Below are 20,266 nucleotides of genomic sequence, written 5' to 3'. Positions count from 1 at the left end.
CCGAGGCAGGTTCGTCGATGCGCCGCGTCCGGGCTGACCAACGCTTGCCCATGGGGTCTCCTCGCGATGCGACTACCCCATTCTAGGTATCGGCGGCCTCACCGGGCGCCGAAAAGAACCGACGATATCGAGACGTGGCAATCCGGTAGTAGACGCAACCGAGCACCACTGCTGCGGTTCCCACGACCCCGTAGGCGGTTCCCGGCGAGAGAAGGACGTCGTGCGACCAACGCGGAGATGTCACAAACCCGCTCACAAGACTGAGCTGGAGCTCCACGGCGCCGCTGAGCACCAGGTAGGGCCCCATCGCCCGACCCGAGTGCATCACTCCGAAGGTGAGCAGGCCGAGAAGGACCAGACCGAGGCTGATCGGGCGACCGGTCGTGACCGTCACGAGCAGTCCAGTGGTCGTGGATGCCGCCGCGAACGCTGCGCAGACCGTCTGCGCGGATGACCAGTTCGGCGGAACCAGTCGATCCGGTATGTCGTGTGCTTCCACCAGATGTCCCCCGGGCGTGGTTGACGGCGTGAATTCTCGTCACGGTATGAGGACGGTTCGCCGGTAGTCCCGCACTGTTGTCATCGCCGGCGTTGCGCCCCGGATCCGCACCTGTTGTCCGGGATAGCCGAACTCGATCGCGGGCATTTGATTCGACGGCACAGAGTGTGTGGCATGCAACACTCCTCGGTGATTCGGACGACCAACAGTGGTGGGCCGCGGCTCTCGCTCGCGGGCTCGGACCGGCGTCGTGTCGCGGTGATCGGTGGGCACGGCGACCGACGATTCGTCGTTCGCCTCGCCGAGCGATGCGGTGCCGGGCTGTCGGTGGACGTCTTGGTCTCGAGCCGGGCCGCGGACGAGCGGTGCGGGGTCGAGCGCGGGTGCTCGCAGGTCCGCACCATCGTGGTTCCGGAGCTGGAGTCTGTCAGCCGAGGCGATCTGATCGCCCGCTACGACGCCGTGGTGTACGCGTTCACCTCGTTCCGGGACAGACCTCTGCCGGTCCCCGGGGCTGGGCTCGAGGGCAGTGTGTGGGCCGATGACATCACCGATGTTCCGGGGGGATTGCCGGAATGGTCGCGCGCGGTCATTGTGGGCTCGGGTGTGCGAGCCTGCGCCGCCGTCCGGGCGGTGGCCCGCACCGCGGGCCGAGGTGGTGCCCAGGAGATTGTCGTACTCGGAGGTTGCCTTCCCGGGCAGCGGGCTGTGGTCGACGGTCTACCGGCGCGGCTGGAGGGTGTCGCAATCGACGTTCGTGGTCAGGGCCGGCTCCTGCAGATACGGGGTCGTGGCCGCGTCGATGCGGTGGTGACCGGTGAATGCAACGGGTCCCCGCAGGTGCGTGCGGCGCAACTGGTGGTGAATGCGACCAGTGAGCTTCCCGCGGTGATGGCGGGCCTGCCGATGCACTCGTCCGGGCTCATTGCGCACGAAGGGGGATGTATCTCCGGGACGGCGCACGAATTCGTGCTCGGTCCGTTGCAGAGCCGGGGCGCTACCGCCGAAGAGGACGCTCTGGCGGGCGAGGCCCTGGCCGGCCAGGTTGCTCGGCGGCTGCAAGATTGCCGGGGACCGTGGTCGCAGGTCGATCCGTTCGAGTGGCTCGAATTCCGGCACGGTGCCGTTCTCGCCACCAGACGGTCACGCCCGTCCGTGATGGCGAGCTGAAGGCGTCCTATCGATCGGGATAGCCGCATGCCCACCCGCTCGTGCCGGTGACCGGCACGAGCGGGTGGACCCGTGTGTGAGCTGCCGCACATACTCGGGGAGCGGCGGCGCACCTGGTCGTCGCCAACGTGAAAGGAAGTATCGTGGCGCCTCTTCAAACGGTTCAGAAGATCGGTCCTGTTCTGGACCTGTTCACCGTGTCCCGTCCGGAATGGGGGGCGTCCGAGGTCGCCGCGGCCATCGACGTGCCGCGCTCGAGTGCGCATGCCTTGCTGTCCTCCCTGGTCGAGACGGGATTGCTGCAGTGCCGCAACCGCGGCCGCTACCGCATCGGCTGGCGGGTGGTGGAACTGAGCCAGACCCTCAAGGGCACCGTCGATGTCCGCTCCTGTGCCTCACCGATTCTGCAGGATCTCGCGCACAAGTACGGCGAGACCACACATCTGGCCGTGATGGAGCGGTACCGGGTGCTCTACGTCGACAAGGTGCTCGGTAACCACGTCATCAACGTCGCCGGAGCCCGGGTCGGTGCACATCTCGAGCCGCATTGCAGCGCCGTGGGGAAACTTCTCCTCGCACAATGCGATCCCGGCGAAATCGAACGCAACATCACCAACAAGCCGTTGCGGCGACTGACGCCGTCGACGATAACCAATCCGGCCTCCCTGGCACAGGAGCTGCGGTCGGTGCTGCGGTCCGGGTGCGCCTTCGATGCCGGTGAGGCCGTTCCCGAGGTGCACTGCGTGGCCGCCCCCGTCCGAGACGAGATGGGACTGGTGGTCGCGGCGGTGAGCATGAGTGTGCCGGCCAGCCGGTTCGTGCCCGCCCAAACGGAATTCAAGAATGCGGTCATCGCCGCCGGCGCCGAGATCTCGCGGGCGATCGCGAACTCCGCGGACCCCGTGGTGCGGACCGAGCGCGACGATCCGACGGTCGCGGCGGCGAGCTGACCGCTCAACCCGACCGCATCGACAGGTACCGCGACAAACTCAGGGCGGCGGTCCGGACGGCGGCCGCCGAATGGTCCAGGTTGATGCGAGTGTGCCACCCGGACACCGAGATTCCGGCGACGACCTGACCGCCCAACCCGAAGACGGGGCTGGCCACGCAGGCCACACCGGCCCGCGACTCCTCCAAGTCGTAGGCAACTCCGCGTTCGCGGATCCGGGCCAATTCGGCGGCGAACCGGCCTGGCTCCACGATGGTCCGCTCACTCAGGCGCGGGAGTCCGGTGGCGAGGATGTGCTCGAGAACCGCCTGGTCGGAGAAGGCGAGGATGGCCTTGCCGATGCCGGTGCCGTGTGCGGGCCACCGGCCGCCCATCCGGGTCGGCAGCGGTGGGGAGTTCGGGCTGTGCAGAACCTCGAGGTACACCACACAGTCACCGTCGAGGACCGCGAAATGGACGGAATGGCCGGTCGCCTCCTGCAGGTCGGCCATGAACGGGCGGGCCGCCTCGCGGAGGTCGCGTTGGCGGGGCACGTGCTGACCGAGTTCGAACAGTTTGAGTCCGAGCCGGTAACGGGTGCCGTCCCGCTCGAGCAGCTTCGCCGCATGCAGCGCCTTGAGCATTCGCTGCACGCTGGACTTGGGCAGGCCGCAGCGGCGGGCGATCTCCGAGACCCCGAGGGCGGTGTCGGCGGCGCCGAGGGTGTCGAGCACGGCGACCGCACGGGCGATGGAGCCGGCGTCGCCGGCGGCGGTCGTTCCGGAAGTGCTGTGCCGTTTATCGGCACAATCGTCTTGCATAACGGCCCATATTGCCCGAGGGTGGGAGTTCAGTGCAACAGGTCACATCCCCGGCGGAGCTGCAACAGCGACCCGGGGCGCTTCCGAGGAAAGCCCGAGGTCTTCATGTCTTCCGACCAGGTACAAGGCGCCGCGCAGCGGCTGCTCGAGGCGTACCGCAGCGGTACGCCGATCGATCCGTTGACTCCCGAGTTCGCGCAGGCGGAATTGTCGACCGCCTATCGCATCGCGCAGGCTCAGGTCGAGCAGTGGGAGAAGGACGGTGACACCGTCAAGGGGCACAAGGTCGGGCTCGCGTCCGCCGCGATCCAACGGCAGATGGGGGTGGACCAGCCCGACTTCGGGCACCTGACGGCGAGCATGTTCCACCTCGAGCACCAGCCGATTCCGGCCGCGACCTACATCCAGCCGCGGATCGAGCCGGAGACCGCGTTCGTCCTCGGCCGCCCGCTGACCGGGCCGGGGGTCACCATCGCGGACGCCGTCCGAGCCGTGGAGTTCGTCCTTCCTGCCCTCGAGATCGTCGACTCCCGGATCCGGGACTGGAAGATCGGCATCTTCGACACCATCGCCGACAACGCCTCCTCCGGCGGAGTCGTTCTCGGGAGTCGTCCGGTGCTGTTGCGGGACGTCGATTTGCGTCTGACCGGCTGTACGCTGCACATCAACGGTGAACTGGTGGCGACCGGCGCCGGCGGCGCCGTGCTCGGCTCCCCGCTGAATTCGCTGGTGTGGCTGGCCAACACTGTCGGCCCACTCGGGGTGACCCTCGAACCGGGCCACGTGGTGTTGCCGGGGTCGATGACCAAGGCGTTCCCCATATCGCCGGGCGATTCCATCGTGGCCAACATGAGCGGACTCGGCAGTGTGTCCGCCATCCTCGGAGAGCGAGCAGAACAGTGACCAGCGAACAGCAGACGAGCGAACGGCACTGGAGCGCCGGCCGCATCGCCGACATCCTCCTCGACGCCGAGGCCACCACCACCTCGCGCACCTCACTGTCCGCCGAGTGGCCCGGCCTGACCCTTCCCGTGGCCTACGAGGCGCAGGACATCGCCCTCGCCGCCCGCAAGGCCCGCGGCGAGATCGTCACCGGCATCAAGCTGGGGCTGACCTCCAGGGCGAAGCAGCGGCAGATGGGCGTCGACGCCCCCTCCGTGGCCTGGCTGACCGATGTCATGGCGTTACCTGCCGGTGACCCAGTCCCCCGCAACCGGCTCATCCACCCGCGCGCGGAGCCGGAAATCGCGTTCGTGATGGGCCGTCGGCTGGCCGGGCCCGGAGTCACCGCCGCCCAGGCATTGGCGGCGGTCGATCACGTGGTCGGGGCGATCGAGATCATCGACAGCCGATACGCCGGATTCAAGTTCACCCTCGAAGACGCTGTCGCAGACAATAACTCGTCCGGCGTGTACGTTACCGGCCCAGTGCTGCGGCGACCCGAGGATCTCGACCTCGCCCTCGAGGCGTGCTTACTCGAGATCGACGGCCAGATCGTCGACACCGCGACCGGCGCCGCCGTGCAGGGTCATCCGGCCGAAGCACTCGCGTTCGCGGCGAACACGCTGGCCGAGCGCGGGCACGCCATCGAAGCCGGATGGGTCGTGTTGACCGGCGGGATGACGGACGCCGTCGCGGTCGAACCCGGTGCCCGGGTAGCAGCCCACTTCACCTCGCTCGGTTCCATCACCATCTCGGGAGGATAACCGCATGCCGTTCATCGATGTCACCATCGGACTGGGCCGTTCCCCGGAGCAGATCCGATCACTGATCCACGAACTGACCGAGGCCGCGCATCGGGCGATCGAGGCGCCGAAGGACAACATTCGCGTCGTCGTCCGCGAAGTTCCGGAGACACACTGGGCTGCCGGTGATGTCACGATCGCCGAGCGGCGCGCGGCGCGCTGATCGGAGTGACTGGACAATGCTGATCGGCAGTCGGGGGGCCGATCAGCATTGCCGACACTGCGTTGTCCGCGGCGGCCGGAGACCGTAGACCAGTAGGGACACAACCATCTTTCTCCTGGGAGCCCTCGTGACCACAATTCATGCCGTCGACGCTGACACCGACATCGACACCTACGATCCTCCGCGGATCGCCGACCGCATATACCACGACCTGCTCTCCCCGCCCGAGATCGCGGAGGTGCGCCGCCGGGTACGCCGGGTCGCCGCGGACACGATCGCCCCGATCGCCAGCCGCATCGCCCGCGGCGACGAACGGATCGACGGCTTCCCCCGCGACGCCTTCGACTCCCTCGCCTCGGCTGGAGTGTTCCGCATCCCCTTCGCCGGTGACGTCGGCGGCGACGACCTCACCCACCGCGCCACCGCGACCGCCGTCGCGGTCGAGGAACTCGCGTACTACTCCAACAGCGTTGCCGCGATCTTCGACGTGCACTGCATCCTCGCAGGCAATGCGGTCAACCAGGGCACCGATGCGCAGCGGCAGCGCTGGCTCGCCCCGGTGGTCGCCGGTGAGATCGTCGGATCGTTCGCCACCAGCGAGCCGGGCGCCTCGAGCGACCTGTCCCCGGCCGCCGTCACCACCGAGGCCACCCGGACGGCGACCGGCTGGGTCCTGCACGGCCGCAAGCGCTGGATCACGAACTCCGCCGTCGCCTCGTTCGTGGTCGTGCTGGCACGCACCGGCAGCCGGCTCAGCACCTTCATCGTGCCCACCGATACTCCGGGCGTCACCATCGGCACCCCCGACCGCAAGCTGGGCAACAAGGGACAGATCACCGCGGACGTCATCCTCGACCAGGTGCACCTGGACGCCGACGCGTTGCTCGGTGAGGAGGGCGGCGGGCTGAAGATCGCCCTGCAGACCCTCACCTACGGCCGGATCGGTATCGCGGCGGCCGGGGTGGGAATGGCGCAGGCGGCGTTCGACCACACCGCCCAGCACCTTGCTCGACGACATGCCTTCGGTGGCCCCCTGGCCGGCAAGCAGCACTGGCAGTTCCTGATGGCGGACCGGGCCACGACCATCGAATCCGCCCGCGACCTGTACCTCAAGGCGGCGCTGCGACTCGACTCCGGAGTCGCCTTCCCCGAACCGGAGGCCGCGATGGCCAAACTGCGCGGCACCGAGATCTCCGTGGACATGGCCCGCGACGCCGTGCAGGCCTTCGGGGGGCTCGGATTCACCCAGTCCCTCGGCGCGGACGACACCGACGGGCCGGTGGAGGCGTTCTACCGGGACAGCAAGATCGGTGAGATCTACGAGGGCGCCAACGAGGTCCAGAAGTGGGTGCTCGCCCGGCAGATCTTCGGACGCGAGGTCACCGGCTGACCGGGAGCCGACGTGGTCGCGCACCAACCCGGGTGCACGGCCACGTTCGGCGCGGCATAGGCCATGTTCGGGGTATCCGAACAATTGGCCCCCGCGGGTACCTGTTACGTCGGATAATCCTTTCAGGGCCAACCGGTAGCCTTGAGCGTGTAACACTGCGTTCACCTGAGGAGGTGATCCGCGATGTCAACGCGTGACGATCAGGACGACAATGCCCCCAATGGGGAGAACCCGCCGCCCGTGAACACGACGCCGGCGCGCCAGGAGATGTCCGGTGGCCGCGAGTGGTGGACGGACGCTCTCGCGGAGACCTACTGCGAGATGGACCCGCAGTGGGAGTCGCGCAGCGGCCGCTTCGAGGCGAGACTGAGCACTCGCCAGTTCGGCGACCTGTCACTGAGTACCGTACGCGCCCACGCGCATTCGGTTCTGCGGACACCGGCGATGATCGGCGACACCGATTCCGAGGACTACTTTCTGTGCGCGGTGACCGGAGGTCCCGGACGAATCGAGCAGCACGACCGCTCGATCTGGCTCGACAAGGGCTCGTTCGCGATCATCGACGCCGGCCAGCCGTTCAGGTTCGACTTTCCGCAAAGGTTCGAGCAGATCGTCGTTCGTGTTCCCCGCCCGCTGCTGCTGGGGCGGATGTCCGAACGGGACGTCGACCGCGTGATGGCACAGCCGGTGTCGGCCGCTTCCGGTGCTGGCGTCGTCGTCAGCAGGTTCCTGCAGCAACTCGCCGCCCTCGATGCCGCGGTGCCCGATGCGCCGGCCGCTGCACTGTCGGCTTCCGCGTTGGACATGATCGTGACCGCCTTGGCCGATACGGCTGGGACGGTCAGTCCGACGCAACAAGCCCACGCCGCGGACCTGCTTCGGGCGCAGAATCTGCTCAAGACCCGGCTCCACGACGAGAACCTGTCCATCACCGAAGCCGCCGCAGAGCTGGGAATCTCGCTTCGGTACCTGCAGAAGATCTTCCAGAGCACCGGAAGTACGCCGAGTGAGTGGCTTCTTCAGGCTCGGCTCGAACGTGCTCGCATGATATTGCTGAGCACTGACATCACCATCGGTGACCTGGCCAGCCGGGTGGGTTTCAAGGACATCTCGCACTTCAGCCGGTCGTTCCGCACTTTCTACGGAGCCAGCCCCGGCCAGTACCGCCGGCGCTGACTGGACAAAAACGCCGCAGTCCCACCCCTCGAGTGCGGGGTGGGACTGCGCGCTGTGGACACAGTGTCAGGGTTTCGTTCCCGCTCCGGCGATGGTGCGCCGGTACTTCAGGAAGGCCTTGTTGTCGTTCGCGGTGACACCAGCGACGAGCCCGGACTCGCCCAGCCCGTCCCAGTTCCACTTGCCCTCGACGCCGGTGTCCACCGGCACGAAGCTGTCGACCATCGTGACGAACCCGGCTGCCTTGAAATTGACATCGTACTGATCGGTCCAGAACGTCGGTATGGGTGAGTAGGGGGCCTTCCCACCGACCGCGGCGAATAGATTCTCCGCCGCGGCCGCACCCATGTCGGCAGCGTTCGACCAGTGCTCGATCCGAACCCGCTTCCCGACACCGCGGTGGGTCCAGGATGCGACGTCCCCGACTGCCACGATGTCCGGGTGCCCGGATGCATGACAGAACTCGTCGCACACCACGCTCCCCTGGTCCAGTTCCAGACCCGACCCCGTCAGCCAGTCGGTGTTGGGAACCGATCCGAGTGAGAGCAGGACCAGATCGGCGTCGAGTATCAGGCCGTTGTCGAGCTCGACCCGCTCGACTCGGCTTTCCCCGTGGAACTGGGTCACCGAGGTGTTGCAGTGGATGTTCACGCCGTGCTCGCGGTGCAGGCGCTCGGCGAACCGGCCGATGTCCGGTCCGAGAAGGGGCATCAACGTGGCGGCCCGCTCGACGATCGTGACCGATTCGACCCCGTTGACGCGCAGGCTCGACGCGACCTCGCATCCGATGAAGCCGCCACCGATGATGACCACGTTGTCGGCGTGCTGGGCCGCGGTGTGCAGGGCGATCGCATCGTCGAGGCCACGCAGCACGTGGAATCCGTCGAGCTCCGGCAGTCCGGGAAGGGTGCGCGCACCCCTACCGGTCGCGATGATCAGTTTGTCGTAACCGATCTCGCCGTCGGTGAGACTGAGCCGACGGTTCTCCACGTCCAGTCCGGCCGCGGCGTTACCGAGGATCCATTCGAAGTCGTCAGCCGCGGTGTCGAATTCGCATTCCACCGGGGACATGGTTCCGGCAAGCAGCTGCTTGGACAGGGGCGGACGATTGTACGGGCGATGCTTCTCGTCGCCGACGATGGTGATCAGCTCGGACGTGCCGGTCTCGCGGAGCCGCTGCGCTGCGCGGAGACCGGCCAGGCCGCCGCCGACGATCACTGTGTTGGTCACGGCTCAACCCTCGATGCGGATGGCCGCGACGGGGCAGAGCTTGATTGCGGCGTTGACCTTGTTTCGGAGTTCCTCGGCGGGAGTCTCGTCCAGCAGGATCACCTCGTCGCCGTCGTCGTTGAGGTCGAAGACCTCGGGGGCGGCGATGACGCACTCTCCGTGACCATCACACATTCCGTACTCGATCTGGATCTTCATCTTCTCTTTCCCTTCCCTAGTGATAGGGACGACGTCGGAACGCCGGCTAGCTAGTTTTTGTCGGCCCAGGTGATGGAGAGTTCGAGCTCCCCGAGGCTGCGGATGATGTTGTTGGGCTGGAAGCGGTGCTTACCGGCGTGGAAGCGTTCGACGTTATCGGCGAGCACGTTGAACAACGTGATCATTTCCAACCGCGCCAACGGCTTTCCCAGGCACGCGTGCTTCCCGCGCCCCCACCCCAGGTGACCGGCGGGGTCACGAGTGATGTCGAACGAATCGGGGTTCTCGAACTTGCGCTCATCCCTGTTCGCGGAGCCGTACATCACCACCACACGCGAGCCCTCCGGAATTGCCACTCCGGCGATCTCGGTGTCCTTCGTCGCGACCCGGGTGAAGAACTGCAACGGCGAGGCCAGGCGCACGATCTCGGGGATTGCGCTGGTCAGCAGGGAACGGTCCGCGCGCAGGCGGTCCCACTGGTCCGGGTGCTGGGCGAACAGCAGCAGGCCGATCCCGATCGCGCTGATGGTGCTGTCCACGCTCGGGTAGATGTAGTCGTTCATCACCCCGCGGGCGAAGTCCTCGGGCCATCCCACGGCCGCACCGTTCTTGAACAGCTGATCCGCCCAACCACCCTCACGCACATTGCTCGGGAAGTTCTCGTCGGCGAACTCCATGTATCCCATCATCGTTTCCAGGGCCGGCTGGGTACGCGGGGCGTGCAGGGGGCCGATGCTGTCGAATCCGGCGACACCCCACTTGAACATCTGCTCCTGGGTGACGCCCTCGACACCGACCAGATCGGTGACGATCTCGATGGGCATCGCCATCGCCACGTCCGCGACGCCGTCGAGATTGTCCTTGCCCTTCAGGGATTCGACCAGGTTCTCGGCGAATTCCTTCAGCCGCGGCTTGAGTTCTTCGAGCGGACCCTTCTTGATGGGGCATCCCTCGACCTGACGGATCTCGTCGTGGTGATCGCCCTCGGTCTGCAGGCTGGTCTCGGTGATGCCGTTGAAGAACTGGTTGAACCCCACGCCCTCACGGGATGTGAAGGTCTCCCAGTCCGAGAGCACCGCGGACACCTCGTCGTAGCGGGCGCAGGCGTAGTACCCGTACTTTTCGAGCCAGACCACCGGCCCGGCATCCCGCAGCTTTGCGTAGGTGGGGAAGGGATCGACGAGCACCTCGTCGACGTGAAGATCGTCGTCGAAACTCGGAATACCGGCCGGCCGTTGCTGCTGCTCGACCGCTGCATCCTGCGTCATTGTCTTCTCCTTGGAGGTTGTCGAAAAGTGAGTTCTGAGTGTTCAGCCGCGAAGGTGCGCGGAGAGGAAGGCTGCGGTAATGCCGAGGTGATCGTGTTGATCGAACTCAGGGCCTTCGTGGCCCGCGCCGCCGAGCACGAGGAGGGTGGACCGGGCGCCCGTGCTGACCAGGGCGTCGTGCAGTGCGTGGCTCTGCGAGGACAACGTGATCCGGTCGCGGTCACCGTGCGCGATCAGAAACGGCGGGGCCAGTGAGGTCACGCGGCTGAGTGGGCTGGCGTTCCACGAGGTGTCCGACGGCGCCGAAACCTCGTTCTCACCGAGCAGGGCGTTCTCGAACGGCGGTGGGAGAAGGTGGCTTTCGATCCAGCTGCGGCCGGCGTTGGCGGCCAGGTCGGACGGTCCGAACCAGTGGACGACGGCGTCGACGCGGCTGGACTGATCGAGATCGTCGCCGACGACACCTTCGAGTTCGTCGTCTCCGGGGGTCAGTCCGACCATGGTGGCCAGGTACGCCCCTGCCGATGCGCCCCACACTCCGATCCGGTCGGTGGAGACCCCGAGCTCGGCTCCGTGTGCGCGCAGCCACCGCACGACGGCCTTGACGTCGTGAATCGGGTTCGGGTACGAACCCTGCGGCGCAAGTCGGTAGTTCGCGGACACTACGGCGATGCCGTACGAGGCCAGTCGCGCGAGGCGGTCGTCGGCGCCGTCCTTCTTGTCACCGAGCTGCCATCCGCCCCCGTGGAGGTAGATCACCGCCGGCGGGTTGTCGATGTCCGGGCGGTACAGATCGACGGCGATCTCGAAACCGTCCACCTCGGCGACGCGCAGATTGGACTGCACTTGAACGTCATTCATGAAGAGGCCTTCCAGAAGGTCAGGTGTGTAAGTCGGCAAGGGGCTCGCCGTGCCCGGTTCTACGTCGAGCCTGTCGCGAAGGTCATTCGCGGTTTGTGCCTGTGATCCACAACACTACGAGCCCTGTTGCGGGTGTGCCATGGCGTCAGGCGCACATCATTTGGCATTCAGGCGCACGGCTGCGGCTGGGGCGACCCGTGCTCACGAAAATCGGTGCACGGCTGCGCTTACACACGAAGAAACGCGACGGACCAAGTGGTCCGTCGCGTTTGTCGTGGAATCACGTGGGTGTGACCAGGGTTCCGATCACACCCACGTGCGTATCAGGACGCCGGTGCGCCGGCGACGGCGTGGGACTGGTCGATCTCGTCCGGGATCGCGTGCTCGGCTGCTGCCGCGTCGGGGGCGGGGCCGTCGGGGCCGAAGTGCGCGTACTTCTCGATGTGCTGGTCGAGCGAGAGCGGGCTCGGGGTGCCGTAGGTGAAGTAGGTCTCCCACGGAAGCTTCGCGCCGCCGATCGCCAGGCCGGTGTCGATGTCGGACATCTGCCAGGTCTTGGTCTCGCCGTCGGGATCGAGGTGCAGGTACCCGACCTCACCGAACAGCTCGATGCGGTTGCCGCCGGGTTCGAAGACGTAGAGGAACTGCGCCTGGGTGATGCCGTGCTTGTCGGGGCCGGCTTCGATGCGAATGTCGTAGTCGCGGAACATCTCGACCGCGTCGATGTTGTGCTGACCGGTGCCGTAGTAGAACGCGAGGTGGTGCATCTTGCCGCGTTCGCCCTGCGCGTCCCGCAGACAGGCGACCTCGTGGCCGAGGATGTTCGAGCTCATCCAGGCACCGATCTCGGTGTCGCCGTCGACGACGCGTTCGGTGGTGCGGAACCCGAGGTGGCGTTCGAAGGAGTTCTTCACCGCGCTGACGTCGCTGGCGAGCAGGTTGAGGTGGTCGATGCGCTTGACGGGGATGCCCTGCAGCGGCTTCTTCGACGGGCGGGTGAGGATCTTGGACTGCAGCTCCGGCGGGGCCTGGTACTTCTCGACCTCCCACAGCAGTTCCAGGTTGTGCCCGTCCGGGGACTGGTAGGTGAAGGTCTTGCCGTACCCGAAGTCGCTCTCGCGCCATGCTCCGTCGACGTTGGCGTCCTTCAGTGACGCGGCCCGGCGTTCGAGGGCTTCCGGGGAGCTGGTGCGCAGTGCGGCGTGGCCGAGTCCGGCCTGGGTGGATTCGGTGACCTTCAGGCTCCACTGGTACGGGTCTTCGTAGGCGCGCAGGTAGACCGATTGCCCCTCGGTGTGGGTGATGTACATCCCGAGGAACTTGGTGAAGAAGTCCACCGTTTCCTGCGGCTTGGGGCTCAGCAGTTCGGCACGGGCGAGATGGGAAATCTCGAACCGAGAGTCACTCATGTCGTTCTCCTTTATCGCGCCGCCATGACCGCGGTGGGCCCTGTTCGCCGGCGACGTTTGTGGTGGATACGGGACTCGGGCGGGAATACGTCCGGGCCCTTGAAACCGGCGGTGACCGCTGTCGCGGTTGTGACTGCCTGTGGCCTAGAACACTACGAGCCGTGGCGGCGTCGAGCCATGGCTCCAGGCGCACATCGTTTTGCCTCCAGGCGCACCGCATCCGCCCCGACGTTCGGTCGCCGAGCATCGCCACCACGGCCGTGACCAGCGCGTCTCGGCCCGATCTTCGATTAATCCGGATCGGGGCGGTCCCACACAGGGGTGCTGTTCGGCTATTCCGACCATCGAACCCACCGCAGCGCATCAGTGGTTGTCTCGAAAGGGACTTCGGTGGGGTGCGAGCGCGATGTAAGCGCAGACCGCATGCGGGCACTCCACCACATTTCGACGCACCAGGTTCTGTCGGCACAGGCAGATATGAGCGAGAGGCACACAATGAGTCGCAAGAGCGCCGCGATTATCGGCTCCGGCAATATCGGTACGGATCTGATGTACAAGCTGCTGCGGTCCGAGCACGTCGAACCCCGCTTCATGGTGGGCATCGACCCCGCCAGCGAGGGTCTGGCCCGCGCCCGACAGGAGGGCCTCGAGGCCTCCGCCGGGGGGCTCGACTGGCTGCTCTCCCAGCCCGAGCTGCCCGATATCGTCTTCGAAGCGACGTCGGCGAAGATCCACGCCGCCGCGGCACCGCGCTACGCCGAGGCCGGGATCACCGCCATCGACCTCACCCCGGCCTCGGTCGGCCCGTACGTGGTCCCCGCGGTCAACCTCGACGCGCACCTGAGCGCCCCCAACGTGAACATGGTCAGCTGCGCCGGCCAGGCCACCATCCCGATCCTCTACGCCATCAACGAGGTCGCCGACGCTTCCTACGGCGAGATCGTCGCCGCCATCGCCTCCCACAGCGCCGGCCCCGGCACCCGCCAGAACCTCAGCGAATTCAGCGAGAAGACCGGCAAGGCCCTGGCCCAGGTCGCCGGCGCCGACCGCGCCAAGGCCATCTCGGTGATCAACCCGGCCGAGCCGCCGATGAACATGCGCGACACCGTCTACGCCAAGGTCCGCAACCCCGACGCCGCCGCAATCGAGCGGGCCGTGGTCGACATGGTCGCCAAGGTGCAGCAGTACGTCCCCGGTTACTCGTTGCGACTGGTCGACGTCGACGGCGACCTGGTCACCGTCATGCTCGAGGTAGTCGGCGCCGGCGACTTCCTGCCCACTTACGCCGGCAACCTCGACATCATCACCGCGGCCGCCGTCCAGGTCGCCGACGTCATGGCCCAGCAGAACCTCGTCCAGGGAGCAGCACAGTGAATACCCCCGCTCAGAAGAAGATCACGATCGTCGACACCACGCTGCGCGACGGCATGTCCTCGGTCTCGCACCAGTTCACCCCGCAAAACGTCGCGGACATCGCCCGGGGGCTCGACAAGGCCGGTGTCGGCACCATCGAGGTCGCCCACGGCATCGGGCTCGGTGCCTCGTCCATCCAGTACGGGTTCGCCGCCGCCACCGACCCGGACTACGTGCGCGCCGCCGTCGACGCCGTCGAGAACGCCGACATCGCCGCCCTGTACGTCCCCGGCATCGCGACCCTGGCCGAACTGCAGAAGGCCATCGACGCCGGCATCAAGACCGTCCGCGTCGCGGTGCACTGCACCGAGGCCGACTGCGGGCAGCAGCCCGTCGAGTGGGCGAAGGAGCAGGGCCTGACGGTGATGACGTTCCTGATGATGAGCCACAAACTCGAGCCCGAGCCGCTGGCCGAGCAGGCTGCCAAACTCGACTCCTACGGCGCCGACGTCGTCTACGTCGTCGACTCCGCCGGTGCCATGGTTCCGCAGCACGCCGGTGACCGGGTCGCCGCCCTGCGGCAGGCGATCACCGCGGACATCGGGTTCCACGCCCACAACAACCTCGGCGTCGGGATCGCCAATGCACTCACCGCCGCCGAGAACGGGGCGACCTTCATCGACGGGTCCCTGCGCGGGCTCGGTGCCAGCGCCGGCAACGCGCAGACCGAGGTCCTCGCCGCCGCCTTCGAGCGGGCGGGCTGGGACACCGGGGTCGACCTGTTCCCCCTGATCGACACCGCGGAACACATCGTCGCGCCGCTGATGAAGGAACCGCAGATCGTCGACGAGACCGCCCTGATTCTCGGCTATGCCGGGGTGTACTCCACGTTCTTCCACCCCACCAAGCGGGCCGCGAAGAAGTTCGGCGTCCCCGCCCGCGACATCCTCATGGAGCTGGGCCGCCGCGGCGTCATCGGCGGTCAGGAAGACATGATCATCGACGTCGCCTCGGAACTGGCCGGCCGCACCTACGAGACTCCGGCGCTGGCGGGAGCCTGATCGAGTGAAGGGGTGCTCGGGACGAGGGTCTGCGAGCACCCCTTCGTCGGACTTTCCGTGCCGTTGCCGTGCGCCTGGAGACCAGGCGATGTGCGCGTGAGGCCATGGTGTGCACGGAACGCAACTCGTAGTGTCGTAAGTCACAGACACCGTGAATGACATGCCGCGCATCGCCGCGCCACATCAGGATCTGAAGACTATTGGGTCCCAGCCTGATTCAACAGGAGAGCACATGACCGCAGTACCGGAAATTTCCGACGTCAAGCACCTCATCGGTGGCGACTGGCGTCCCGCATCGGACGGCGCGACGTTCGAAACTCGCGACCCGCACGACGGCTCCCTGCTCGGCACCGTCCCGCAGGGAACGGCCGCCGATGGAACAGACGCAGTCTCCGCGGCGCGGAAGGCGTTCGACGACGGTCCGTGGCCGCAGATGTCGCCGAAAGAGCGTGCGAAGATCCTGCACGCGGTCGCCGACAAGGTCGACGAACACCGCGAGGAACTGGCCCAGATCGAAACCCGCGACGGCGGCAAGAGCATCAACCAGTCCCTGCACGCCGAGATCCCGCGGGTCGCGCACAACCTGCGGTTCTTCGCCGACTACGTGTCCATGGCCGCCAACGAGGCCTACCCGGACGGGGACCTGCTCTCCTACGTCCTGTATCCGCCCGCCGGGGTGGTGTCCGCGATCAGCCCCTGGAACGCGCCGCTGATGCTCGCGACGTGGAAGATCGCCCCCGCCTTGGCCTTCGGGAACACCACGGTCCTCAAGCCCGCACCGCAGACGCCGCTCACCGCGCACCGGTTCGCCGAACTCGCCCTCGAAGCCGGCCTCCCGGAGGGCGTCCTCAACGTGGTCCACGGATTCGGCGGCGAGGCCGTCGCCGGTCCACTCACCGCGGACCCGCGGGTCGACCGGATCACGTTCACCGGGTCGAGCGCCACCGGCGTGAAGATCCTGCAGGCGGCCGCGGTCAACCACACCCCGGTCTCGGCGGAGATGGGCGGCAAATCCGCGAACATCGTCTTCGACGACGCCGACCTCGACATTGCCGTCCCGATGGCCATCCGCGCCATCTTCGGCGGCAACGGGCAGGTGTGCCTGTCCGGGTCGCGCCTGCTGGTGCAGAACTCGATCATGGACGAGTTCCTCGACCGGTTCGCCGAACAGGCCCGCACCCTCACCGTCGGTGACCCGAAGGACCCCGCGAACTTCGTCGGCCCGCTCATCGAGGAGAAACACCTCGAGAAGGTACACAGCTACGTCGAACTGGCGCAGGAGGAAGGCGGCAAGATCGTCACCGGTGGGTCCCGGCTCACCGACGACGCCCGCGCCAAGGGCTTCTACTACCCACCGACCGTCATCACCGGGCTCACCAACGACTCGCGCACCGCGCGCGAGGAGATCTTCGGCCCCGTTGAAACGGTTCTCGGCTTCGACACCGAGGACGAGGCGCTGCGCATCGCCAACGACTCCCCGTACGGACTCGCCGGCATGCTGTTCACCGACAACCTCAACCGCGCCCACCGCATGGCCGCCCGCTGGAAGGCCGGCACGGTGTGGATCAACACCTTCTTCGAGCGCGACCTCCGGTTGCCGTTCGGCGGTGAAGGCAGCAGTGGCCTCGGCCGTGAGGGCGGCCAGTACTCCCGCGAGTTCTTCACCGAACCGCGGGCGGTCACCATCCGGCTGCGCAGCTGATTCCCTGTCGTCCACGAGCGGCCGGAGCGGGTATCTCACCGCTCCGGCCGCTCGCCTTTTCTTCCAAGGAGAACACTGCCGTGACATCACCGGAACTCTGCGTCGTCGTGGGTGCGACCGGTGCGATGGGCACCGAGATCACCCTGCGCCTGGCCCGCCGCGGGCTGCGGGTCCTCGCCGTCGCCCGTAGCACCGACGACCTCGAAAAGCTCGCCGCAGCGGACGAGCGCATCGCCCCCTGCACCGCTGACATCGCCCACGACGACGCGATCGAAACGATCTCCGCCCAGGTGGATTCACCCGTGCGACTGGCGCTGTTCGCCGCCGGCCTGCCGGTGCGGGGCTCCGCCGACACGATCCCACCCGGCGACCTGGCGGTGGCGACGAACATCAAGGTCGGCGGACTGCTGCGACTGCTGCATGCCGTGCGTGACCAGCTCGTCGACGGTTCCCGGTTCGTGACCATCGCCGGCTCGCTCGGCCTCGAACCCGGCCCCCACGATGCCGCACCGGGCACGGCGAACGCCGCCGTGTTCAACATGATGCGGCAGCTCAGCGCCCTGTACGGTCCGAAGGGTGTCACCACGCATACCATCGCGCCGGGACCGGTGGACACTCCGAGGCTCCGAGCCTTCGTCGAAACGCAGTCCGCGGAAACCGGCCGGGATCCGGAGGAGATCTGGGAGCGGTACCGCGCGAAGACCACCCTCGGACGGCTGCCCACACTCGGCGAGATCGGCTGGATCGTCGAGACGCTGCTCGCCCCCGAGGCCGCCGTCCTGCACGGCTCGGTGCTCAACGTCGACGGCGGAACCCGCCACGGAATCGTCTGACCACTTCAACCGAAAGGAATTGCGGCCCGTGCCCGTCGCCCACTTCCACCTCGTCGACGGCGCCTACACGTCCGAGCAGCACCGGGAACTGCTCACCGCCGCGAGTCGCTGCTATTCCGAGGTCCTCGACTCCCCACTCGAACGAGTTCGGGCCTTCATCGTCCGATACCACCCCGACGACGTCGCCGTAGCCGGGACGATCGTCGGAGCAGGGGCACCGCCGGCGCCGTACTTCACGGCGATCGTGCTCGCCGGCCGCCCCGCGACGCAACGTCAGGAACTCGCGGCGCGGTTCACCGATCTGATCGTCGACATCCTCGGTGCGCAACGCTCGTTGGTGCGGGGACAGATCGTCGAGGTCGATCCGGCGAACTGGGCGATCGCGGGGACCGCCGCCGCGACGACCCGTGCCGGTGAGATCGCCGGTCGCGCCGGCGCGGCGCAGACCCCGAGCTAGGGCATCGGCGGCGCGTTCAGCCGCCGATGCCCTCGCGCCGTTGTCGCGGGCGTTTCTACTTGGGGACTTTCGGCAGGAGAAGCGAGATGCGCAGCTTCGAGTCGATCGTCTGCCCGAGGGCGAGGGATTGATCGAGCAGCGGACCGAGTGCCTTCACCGTGGCGTCGGCTTCGCCGAGCGTGGTGACGATCGACGCGGCCGGCGCGGCGGCGGCATTGGCCTGATCCGTCGCCGCCTGTCCGGCACCGATGATGCCCACGAGCGGTGCGTCCGCGGATTGCAGCGCGGTCCCGAGGGCGGCCAGCTGGTCCCCGAGCGAGCCGAGAGTCTGGTCGGCCCGGGTCAATGAGTCCAGTACCCCGACCACATGGGGCATGCTGTTGTTGATCGCCGCATTGGCGGGCGGTAGTTGCTGTGCTCCGTCCAGTGCTTGATCGGTGGTGCTGTCGACGATCTTCGCCTGCGCCACTCCGTCCTTGAAGATGTCGTTCGAGATGTTCAGATCGCGGGTGACGATGAGGATGCCGGCAAGTACGGCGATGGTGAATGCGAGGGCAACTGCCCAGGAGAGCCGAAGCATCGAGGATTCCGCCTTTCGAAAGGATCCGTGGTGCGCCGTCATGCAGGGGGCGCAGACGCCGGTGTGGGTGCAACGCCCAGCGGGGGCAGATTCAGGTCGTTGACCGGCGGGCCGATGACCGCGAGAAGGGGCCCAAACTCCTGAACGTGGGCGGCCTCCTCCCGAATGACCGACAAGGTGGCGGCGATCGCCGAGGCCTTCGGCCCGAGTTCGCCCAGTGAGCCGCCCACCGTCGTCAATCCTTGATGAATACCTTCCAATTGGGTCGTCACCGACCCGACCGCGGTGGACAGTCCCGCCACCGTCGGACTCGCCTGGTCGGCGCGAACGGTCACCGAGGCCACGAGATCGGGCAGCGGTTGTGCGGTGGCTCCGACAGACGAGGTGGAGGCATTGACGGTCTTCGCCAAACCGGAAAGTTCGCCGGCCTTGGTGGTGAGTCCTTCCAGATCGTCGGCGAGCGGAGTGAGCGTCTGGATATCGGTTGCCAGTTGGGCGTGCTTGGGAAGCAGGAGAGCGGACAGAGAATCGAACTGGCCGGCGGAATCGATGAGTTCGAGGCTCAACGCCGAGGGGCGGCCCAGCGGATCGCTGACATCGCGCAACGCCGGGAAGAAGCCGTTCAGCGCGCACAGGACCACAGCCGGAACGACGCCCAGGACCAGCACAACGAGAGACCATGTCTTTCTCGAGATCATCGATTTCCTTCCGGTGCGGGGATGAACGCGTCGGAAGCGGGCACGAGTGCGAGTTTGTTCGCCGTGCGGGTCAGTTCCGAATTGAGCTGAGTCGTCAGGTCGAGTGCTCGGGTGAGTTCGTCGTTGACGGTCGAAACCGTGGTGTTCGCGTCCGCGGAGACCTGGTGCAGCGAGGCGGCCGACCCTTGCAGGGTGGTTGCGACCGATTCGAGCTGACCCGCAATCTGGGTGTCGCCCTGGCCTGCTGCGACGAGCGCCTGGGCGTTGGGCAGCAGCGCGGCGAGGTGGTCGACGTCCGTAGCTGCTGCGAAATTCAGTTGTGCCAGGACTCCGTTGAGTTCGTCGAGTTGTTTGCGCGCGGTGGCGGGCGCGGTGAGATCTGCTCGCTGGGCGAAGAACTCGTTCGTCACCCGGAAGTTGTCGACCACGGTGCGTGCACTGTCTTGCACGAGGAGGCCCTTGTGGATGGTCAGCAATACCATCCCGAAGAGGACGACGGCGGTGACGGCCGCGGCGCGGCCACACCACTCGGTGACGACGGCGTACCGCGTCTGTGTCGGCCCGGATGCACCTGGTGGGTTGGTCGGCGGGCTCTTTCGTTCAGGCAGCGCCGAGGTCGGTATGTCGAAGCGCTGATAGCCGGCCAGGCCTCGGCGCGAGAGAGATGCTGGAGACAAAGTGTTGCCCTGCTGCATATCACGTCCAGTCTGATAAGGGATGGGCG

22 protein-coding genes are annotated in these 20,266 nt (G+C 67.0%); 12 read left to right on the top strand and 10 right to left on the bottom strand.

What is annotated here, in order from left to right; all coding sequences use genetic code 11:
• Positions 1 to 82 precede the first annotated feature (82 nt).
• A complete protein-coding gene (locus tag CJ179_RS29355) occupies positions 83 to 499 on the bottom strand; it encodes a hypothetical protein (RefSeq protein WP_095863742.1) in 417 nt (138 codons plus the stop codon).
• 174 nt (positions 500 to 673) lie between these two features.
• On the opposite strand from CJ179_RS29355, the gene CJ179_RS29350 reads away from it, so the two are divergent.
• Both CJ179_RS29350 and CJ179_RS29345 read left to right on the top strand, forming a co-directional pair.
• On the top strand, positions 674 to 1,669 hold the full coding sequence (locus tag CJ179_RS29350; protein WP_095863741.1) for a hypothetical protein: 996 nt from the start codon (positions 674 to 676) through the stop codon (positions 1,667 to 1,669).
• A gap of 143 nt (positions 1,670 to 1,812) precedes the next feature.
• Positions 1,813 to 2,619, top strand: a complete 807-nt coding sequence (locus CJ179_RS29345; RefSeq protein ID WP_095863740.1) for an IclR family transcriptional regulator — start codon at positions 1,813 to 1,815, stop codon at positions 2,617 to 2,619.
• A 4-nt stretch (positions 2,620 to 2,623) separates the two neighbouring features.
• Here CJ179_RS29345 and CJ179_RS29340 read toward each other — a convergent pair whose 3' ends face one another.
• Positions 2,624 to 3,418, bottom strand: coding sequence for an IclR family transcriptional regulator (locus CJ179_RS29340; protein WP_095863739.1), 795 nt, complete (start codon positions 3,416 to 3,418; stop codon positions 2,624 to 2,626).
• A 105-nt stretch (positions 3,419 to 3,523) separates the two neighbouring features.
• Between CJ179_RS29340 and CJ179_RS29335 the strand changes: the two genes are divergently transcribed.
• The 5 genes from CJ179_RS29335 (at position 3,524) to CJ179_RS29315 (ending at position 7,892) form a co-directional block, all read left to right on the top strand.
• A complete protein-coding gene (locus CJ179_RS29335; RefSeq protein ID WP_095863738.1) occupies positions 3,524 to 4,321 on the top strand; it encodes a 2-keto-4-pentenoate hydratase in 798 nt (265 codons plus the stop codon).
• Positions 4,318 to 5,124, top strand: coding sequence for a 2-keto-4-pentenoate hydratase (locus CJ179_RS29330; RefSeq protein ID WP_095863737.1), 807 nt, complete (start codon positions 4,318 to 4,320; stop codon positions 5,122 to 5,124). Before CJ179_RS29335 ends, CJ179_RS29330 begins: the two co-directional genes overlap by 4 nt.
• A gap of 4 nt (positions 5,125 to 5,128) precedes the next feature.
• Complete coding sequence (locus CJ179_RS29325; RefSeq protein ID WP_095863736.1) at positions 5,129 to 5,326, top strand: tautomerase family protein; 198 nt, start codon at positions 5,129 to 5,131, stop codon at positions 5,324 to 5,326.
• A 127-nt stretch (positions 5,327 to 5,453) separates the two neighbouring features.
• Positions 5,454 to 6,716 carry an acyl-CoA dehydrogenase family protein gene (locus CJ179_RS29320; protein ID WP_095863735.1) on the top strand — a complete coding sequence of 421 codons (1,263 nt, stop codon included), beginning with the start codon at positions 5,454 to 5,456 and terminating at the stop codon, positions 6,714 to 6,716.
• A gap of 183 nt (positions 6,717 to 6,899) precedes the next feature.
• On the top strand, positions 6,900 to 7,892 hold the full coding sequence (locus tag CJ179_RS29315) for a helix-turn-helix domain-containing protein (RefSeq protein WP_095863734.1): 993 nt from the start codon (positions 6,900 to 6,902) through the stop codon (positions 7,890 to 7,892).
• Between the two features lie 66 nt (positions 7,893 to 7,958).
• Here CJ179_RS29315 and CJ179_RS29310 read toward each other — a convergent pair whose 3' ends face one another.
• From CJ179_RS29310 to CJ179_RS29290, 5 genes are all read right to left on the bottom strand, one after another.
• The gene (locus CJ179_RS29310) at positions 7,959 to 9,122 is read right to left on the bottom strand and encodes an NAD(P)/FAD-dependent oxidoreductase (protein WP_095863733.1); all 1,164 of its coding nucleotides are present in this window, start codon (positions 9,120 to 9,122) and stop codon (positions 7,959 to 7,961) included.
• A 3-nt stretch (positions 9,123 to 9,125) separates the two neighbouring features.
• On the bottom strand, positions 9,126 to 9,320 hold the full coding sequence (locus tag CJ179_RS29305; protein WP_095863732.1) for a ferredoxin: 195 nt from the start codon (positions 9,318 to 9,320) through the stop codon (positions 9,126 to 9,128).
• 50 nt (positions 9,321 to 9,370) lie between these two features.
• Positions 9,371 to 10,588, bottom strand: coding sequence for a cytochrome P450 (locus CJ179_RS29300; RefSeq protein WP_095863731.1), 1,218 nt, complete (start codon positions 10,586 to 10,588; stop codon positions 9,371 to 9,373).
• A 42-nt stretch (positions 10,589 to 10,630) separates the two neighbouring features.
• Positions 10,631 to 11,449 carry an alpha/beta hydrolase gene (locus CJ179_RS29295; protein WP_095863730.1) on the bottom strand — a complete coding sequence of 273 codons (819 nt, stop codon included), beginning with the start codon at positions 11,447 to 11,449 and terminating at the stop codon, positions 10,631 to 10,633.
• 323 nt (positions 11,450 to 11,772) lie between these two features.
• Entirely contained in the window at positions 11,773 to 12,858 is a 1,086-nt protein-coding gene (locus CJ179_RS29290; RefSeq protein WP_095863729.1) for a VOC family protein, read from the bottom strand.
• 495 nt (positions 12,859 to 13,353) lie between these two features.
• Between CJ179_RS29290 and CJ179_RS29285 the strand changes: the two genes are divergently transcribed.
• The 5 genes from CJ179_RS29285 to CJ179_RS29265 all read left to right on the top strand — a co-directional run bounded on the left by CJ179_RS29285 (position 13,354) and on the right by CJ179_RS29265 (position 18,264).
• Entirely contained in the window at positions 13,354 to 14,232 is an 879-nt protein-coding gene (locus CJ179_RS29285) for an acetaldehyde dehydrogenase (acetylating) (RefSeq protein ID WP_095863728.1), read from the top strand.
• On the top strand, positions 14,229 to 15,272 hold the full coding sequence (gene dmpG / locus CJ179_RS29280; protein ID WP_095863727.1) for a 4-hydroxy-2-oxovalerate aldolase: 1,044 nt from the start codon (positions 14,229 to 14,231) through the stop codon (positions 15,270 to 15,272). The genes CJ179_RS29285 and dmpG overlap by 4 nt, the downstream gene beginning before the upstream one ends.
• Before the next feature lie 232 nt (positions 15,273 to 15,504).
• Positions 15,505 to 16,974, top strand: a complete 1,470-nt coding sequence (locus tag CJ179_RS29275) for an aldehyde dehydrogenase (protein WP_095863726.1) — start codon at positions 15,505 to 15,507, stop codon at positions 16,972 to 16,974.
• 80 nt (positions 16,975 to 17,054) lie between these two features.
• Positions 17,055 to 17,807: an SDR family NAD(P)-dependent oxidoreductase gene (locus CJ179_RS29270; RefSeq protein WP_095863725.1), complete on the top strand. Its 753-nt coding sequence runs from the start codon at positions 17,055 to 17,057 to the stop codon at positions 17,805 to 17,807.
• 28 nt (positions 17,808 to 17,835) lie between these two features.
• Positions 17,836 to 18,264 (top strand): tautomerase family protein, encoded by a 429-nt coding sequence (locus CJ179_RS29265; protein WP_095863724.1) that lies wholly within the window; start codon positions 17,836 to 17,838, stop codon positions 18,262 to 18,264.
• Positions 18,265 to 18,319: 55 nt separating this feature from the next.
• On the opposite strand, the gene CJ179_RS29260 is transcribed toward CJ179_RS29265, so the two are convergent.
• Genes CJ179_RS29260 through CJ179_RS29250 form a run of 3 tightly spaced genes read right to left on the bottom strand, consistent with a single transcriptional unit; the run spans position 18,320 to position 20,237 of the window.
• Positions 18,320 to 18,844, bottom strand: coding sequence for a hypothetical protein (locus CJ179_RS29260; protein ID WP_095863723.1), 525 nt, complete (start codon positions 18,842 to 18,844; stop codon positions 18,320 to 18,322).
• Positions 18,845 to 18,882: 38 nt separating this feature from the next.
• Positions 18,883 to 19,542, bottom strand: a complete 660-nt coding sequence (locus CJ179_RS29255) for a hypothetical protein (RefSeq protein ID WP_095863722.1) — start codon at positions 19,540 to 19,542, stop codon at positions 18,883 to 18,885.
• Entirely contained in the window at positions 19,539 to 20,237 is a 699-nt protein-coding gene (locus tag CJ179_RS29250) for a hypothetical protein (protein ID WP_095863721.1), read from the bottom strand. Before CJ179_RS29250 ends, CJ179_RS29255 begins: the two co-directional genes overlap by 4 nt.
• Positions 20,238 to 20,266 lie beyond the last annotated feature (29 nt).

The sequence above is a fragment of the Rhodococcus sp. ACS1 genome (assembly GCF_002300155.1).
Taxonomy (GTDB): domain Bacteria; phylum Actinomycetota; class Actinomycetes; order Mycobacteriales; family Mycobacteriaceae; genus Rhodococcus_F; species Rhodococcus_F koreensis.
The sequence above is the reverse complement of the archived record's forward strand: the minus strand, read 5'-3'. Positions and strand labels throughout refer to the sequence as shown.

Bases quoted from the DNA above. Each gene is read 5' to 3' on its own strand.
- CJ179_RS29350 (WP_095863741.1), top strand. From the start codon at position 674: ATGCAACACTCCTCGGTGATTCGGACGACCAACAGTGGTGGGCCGCGG.
- CJ179_RS29300 (WP_095863731.1), bottom strand. From the start codon at position 10,588: ATGACGCAGGATGCAGCGGTCGAGCAGCAGCAACGGCCGGCCGGTATT.
- CJ179_RS29275 (WP_095863726.1), top strand. From the start codon at position 15,505: ATGACCGCAGTACCGGAAATTTCCGACGTCAAGCACCTCATCGGTGGC.
- CJ179_RS29335 (WP_095863738.1), top strand. From the start codon at position 3,524: ATGTCTTCCGACCAGGTACAAGGCGCCGCGCAGCGGCTGCTCGAGGCG.
- CJ179_RS29325 (WP_095863736.1), top strand. From the start codon at position 5,129: ATGCCGTTCATCGATGTCACCATCGGACTGGGCCGTTCCCCGGAGCAG.
- CJ179_RS29250 (WP_095863721.1), bottom strand. From the start codon at position 20,237: ATGCAGCAGGGCAACACTTTGTCTCCAGCATCTCTCTCGCGCCGAGGC.
- CJ179_RS29340 (WP_095863739.1), bottom strand. From the start codon at position 3,418: ATGCAAGACGATTGTGCCGATAAACGGCACAGCACTTCCGGAACGACC.
- CJ179_RS29290 (WP_095863729.1), bottom strand. From the start codon at position 12,858: ATGAGTGACTCTCGGTTCGAGATTTCCCATCTCGCCCGTGCCGAACTG.
- CJ179_RS29260 (WP_095863723.1), bottom strand. From the start codon at position 18,844: ATGCTTCGGCTCTCCTGGGCAGTTGCCCTCGCATTCACCATCGCCGTA.
- CJ179_RS29255 (WP_095863722.1), bottom strand. From the start codon at position 19,542: ATGATCTCGAGAAAGACATGGTCTCTCGTTGTGCTGGTCCTGGGCGTC.
- CJ179_RS29305 (WP_095863732.1), bottom strand. From the start codon at position 9,320: ATGAAGATCCAGATCGAGTACGGAATGTGTGATGGTCACGGAGAGTGC.
- CJ179_RS29295 (WP_095863730.1), bottom strand. From the start codon at position 11,449: ATGAATGACGTTCAAGTGCAGTCCAATCTGCGCGTCGCCGAGGTGGAC.
- CJ179_RS29285 (WP_095863728.1), top strand. From the start codon at position 13,354: ATGAGTCGCAAGAGCGCCGCGATTATCGGCTCCGGCAATATCGGTACG.
- CJ179_RS29315 (WP_095863734.1), top strand. From the start codon at position 6,900: ATGTCAACGCGTGACGATCAGGACGACAATGCCCCCAATGGGGAGAAC.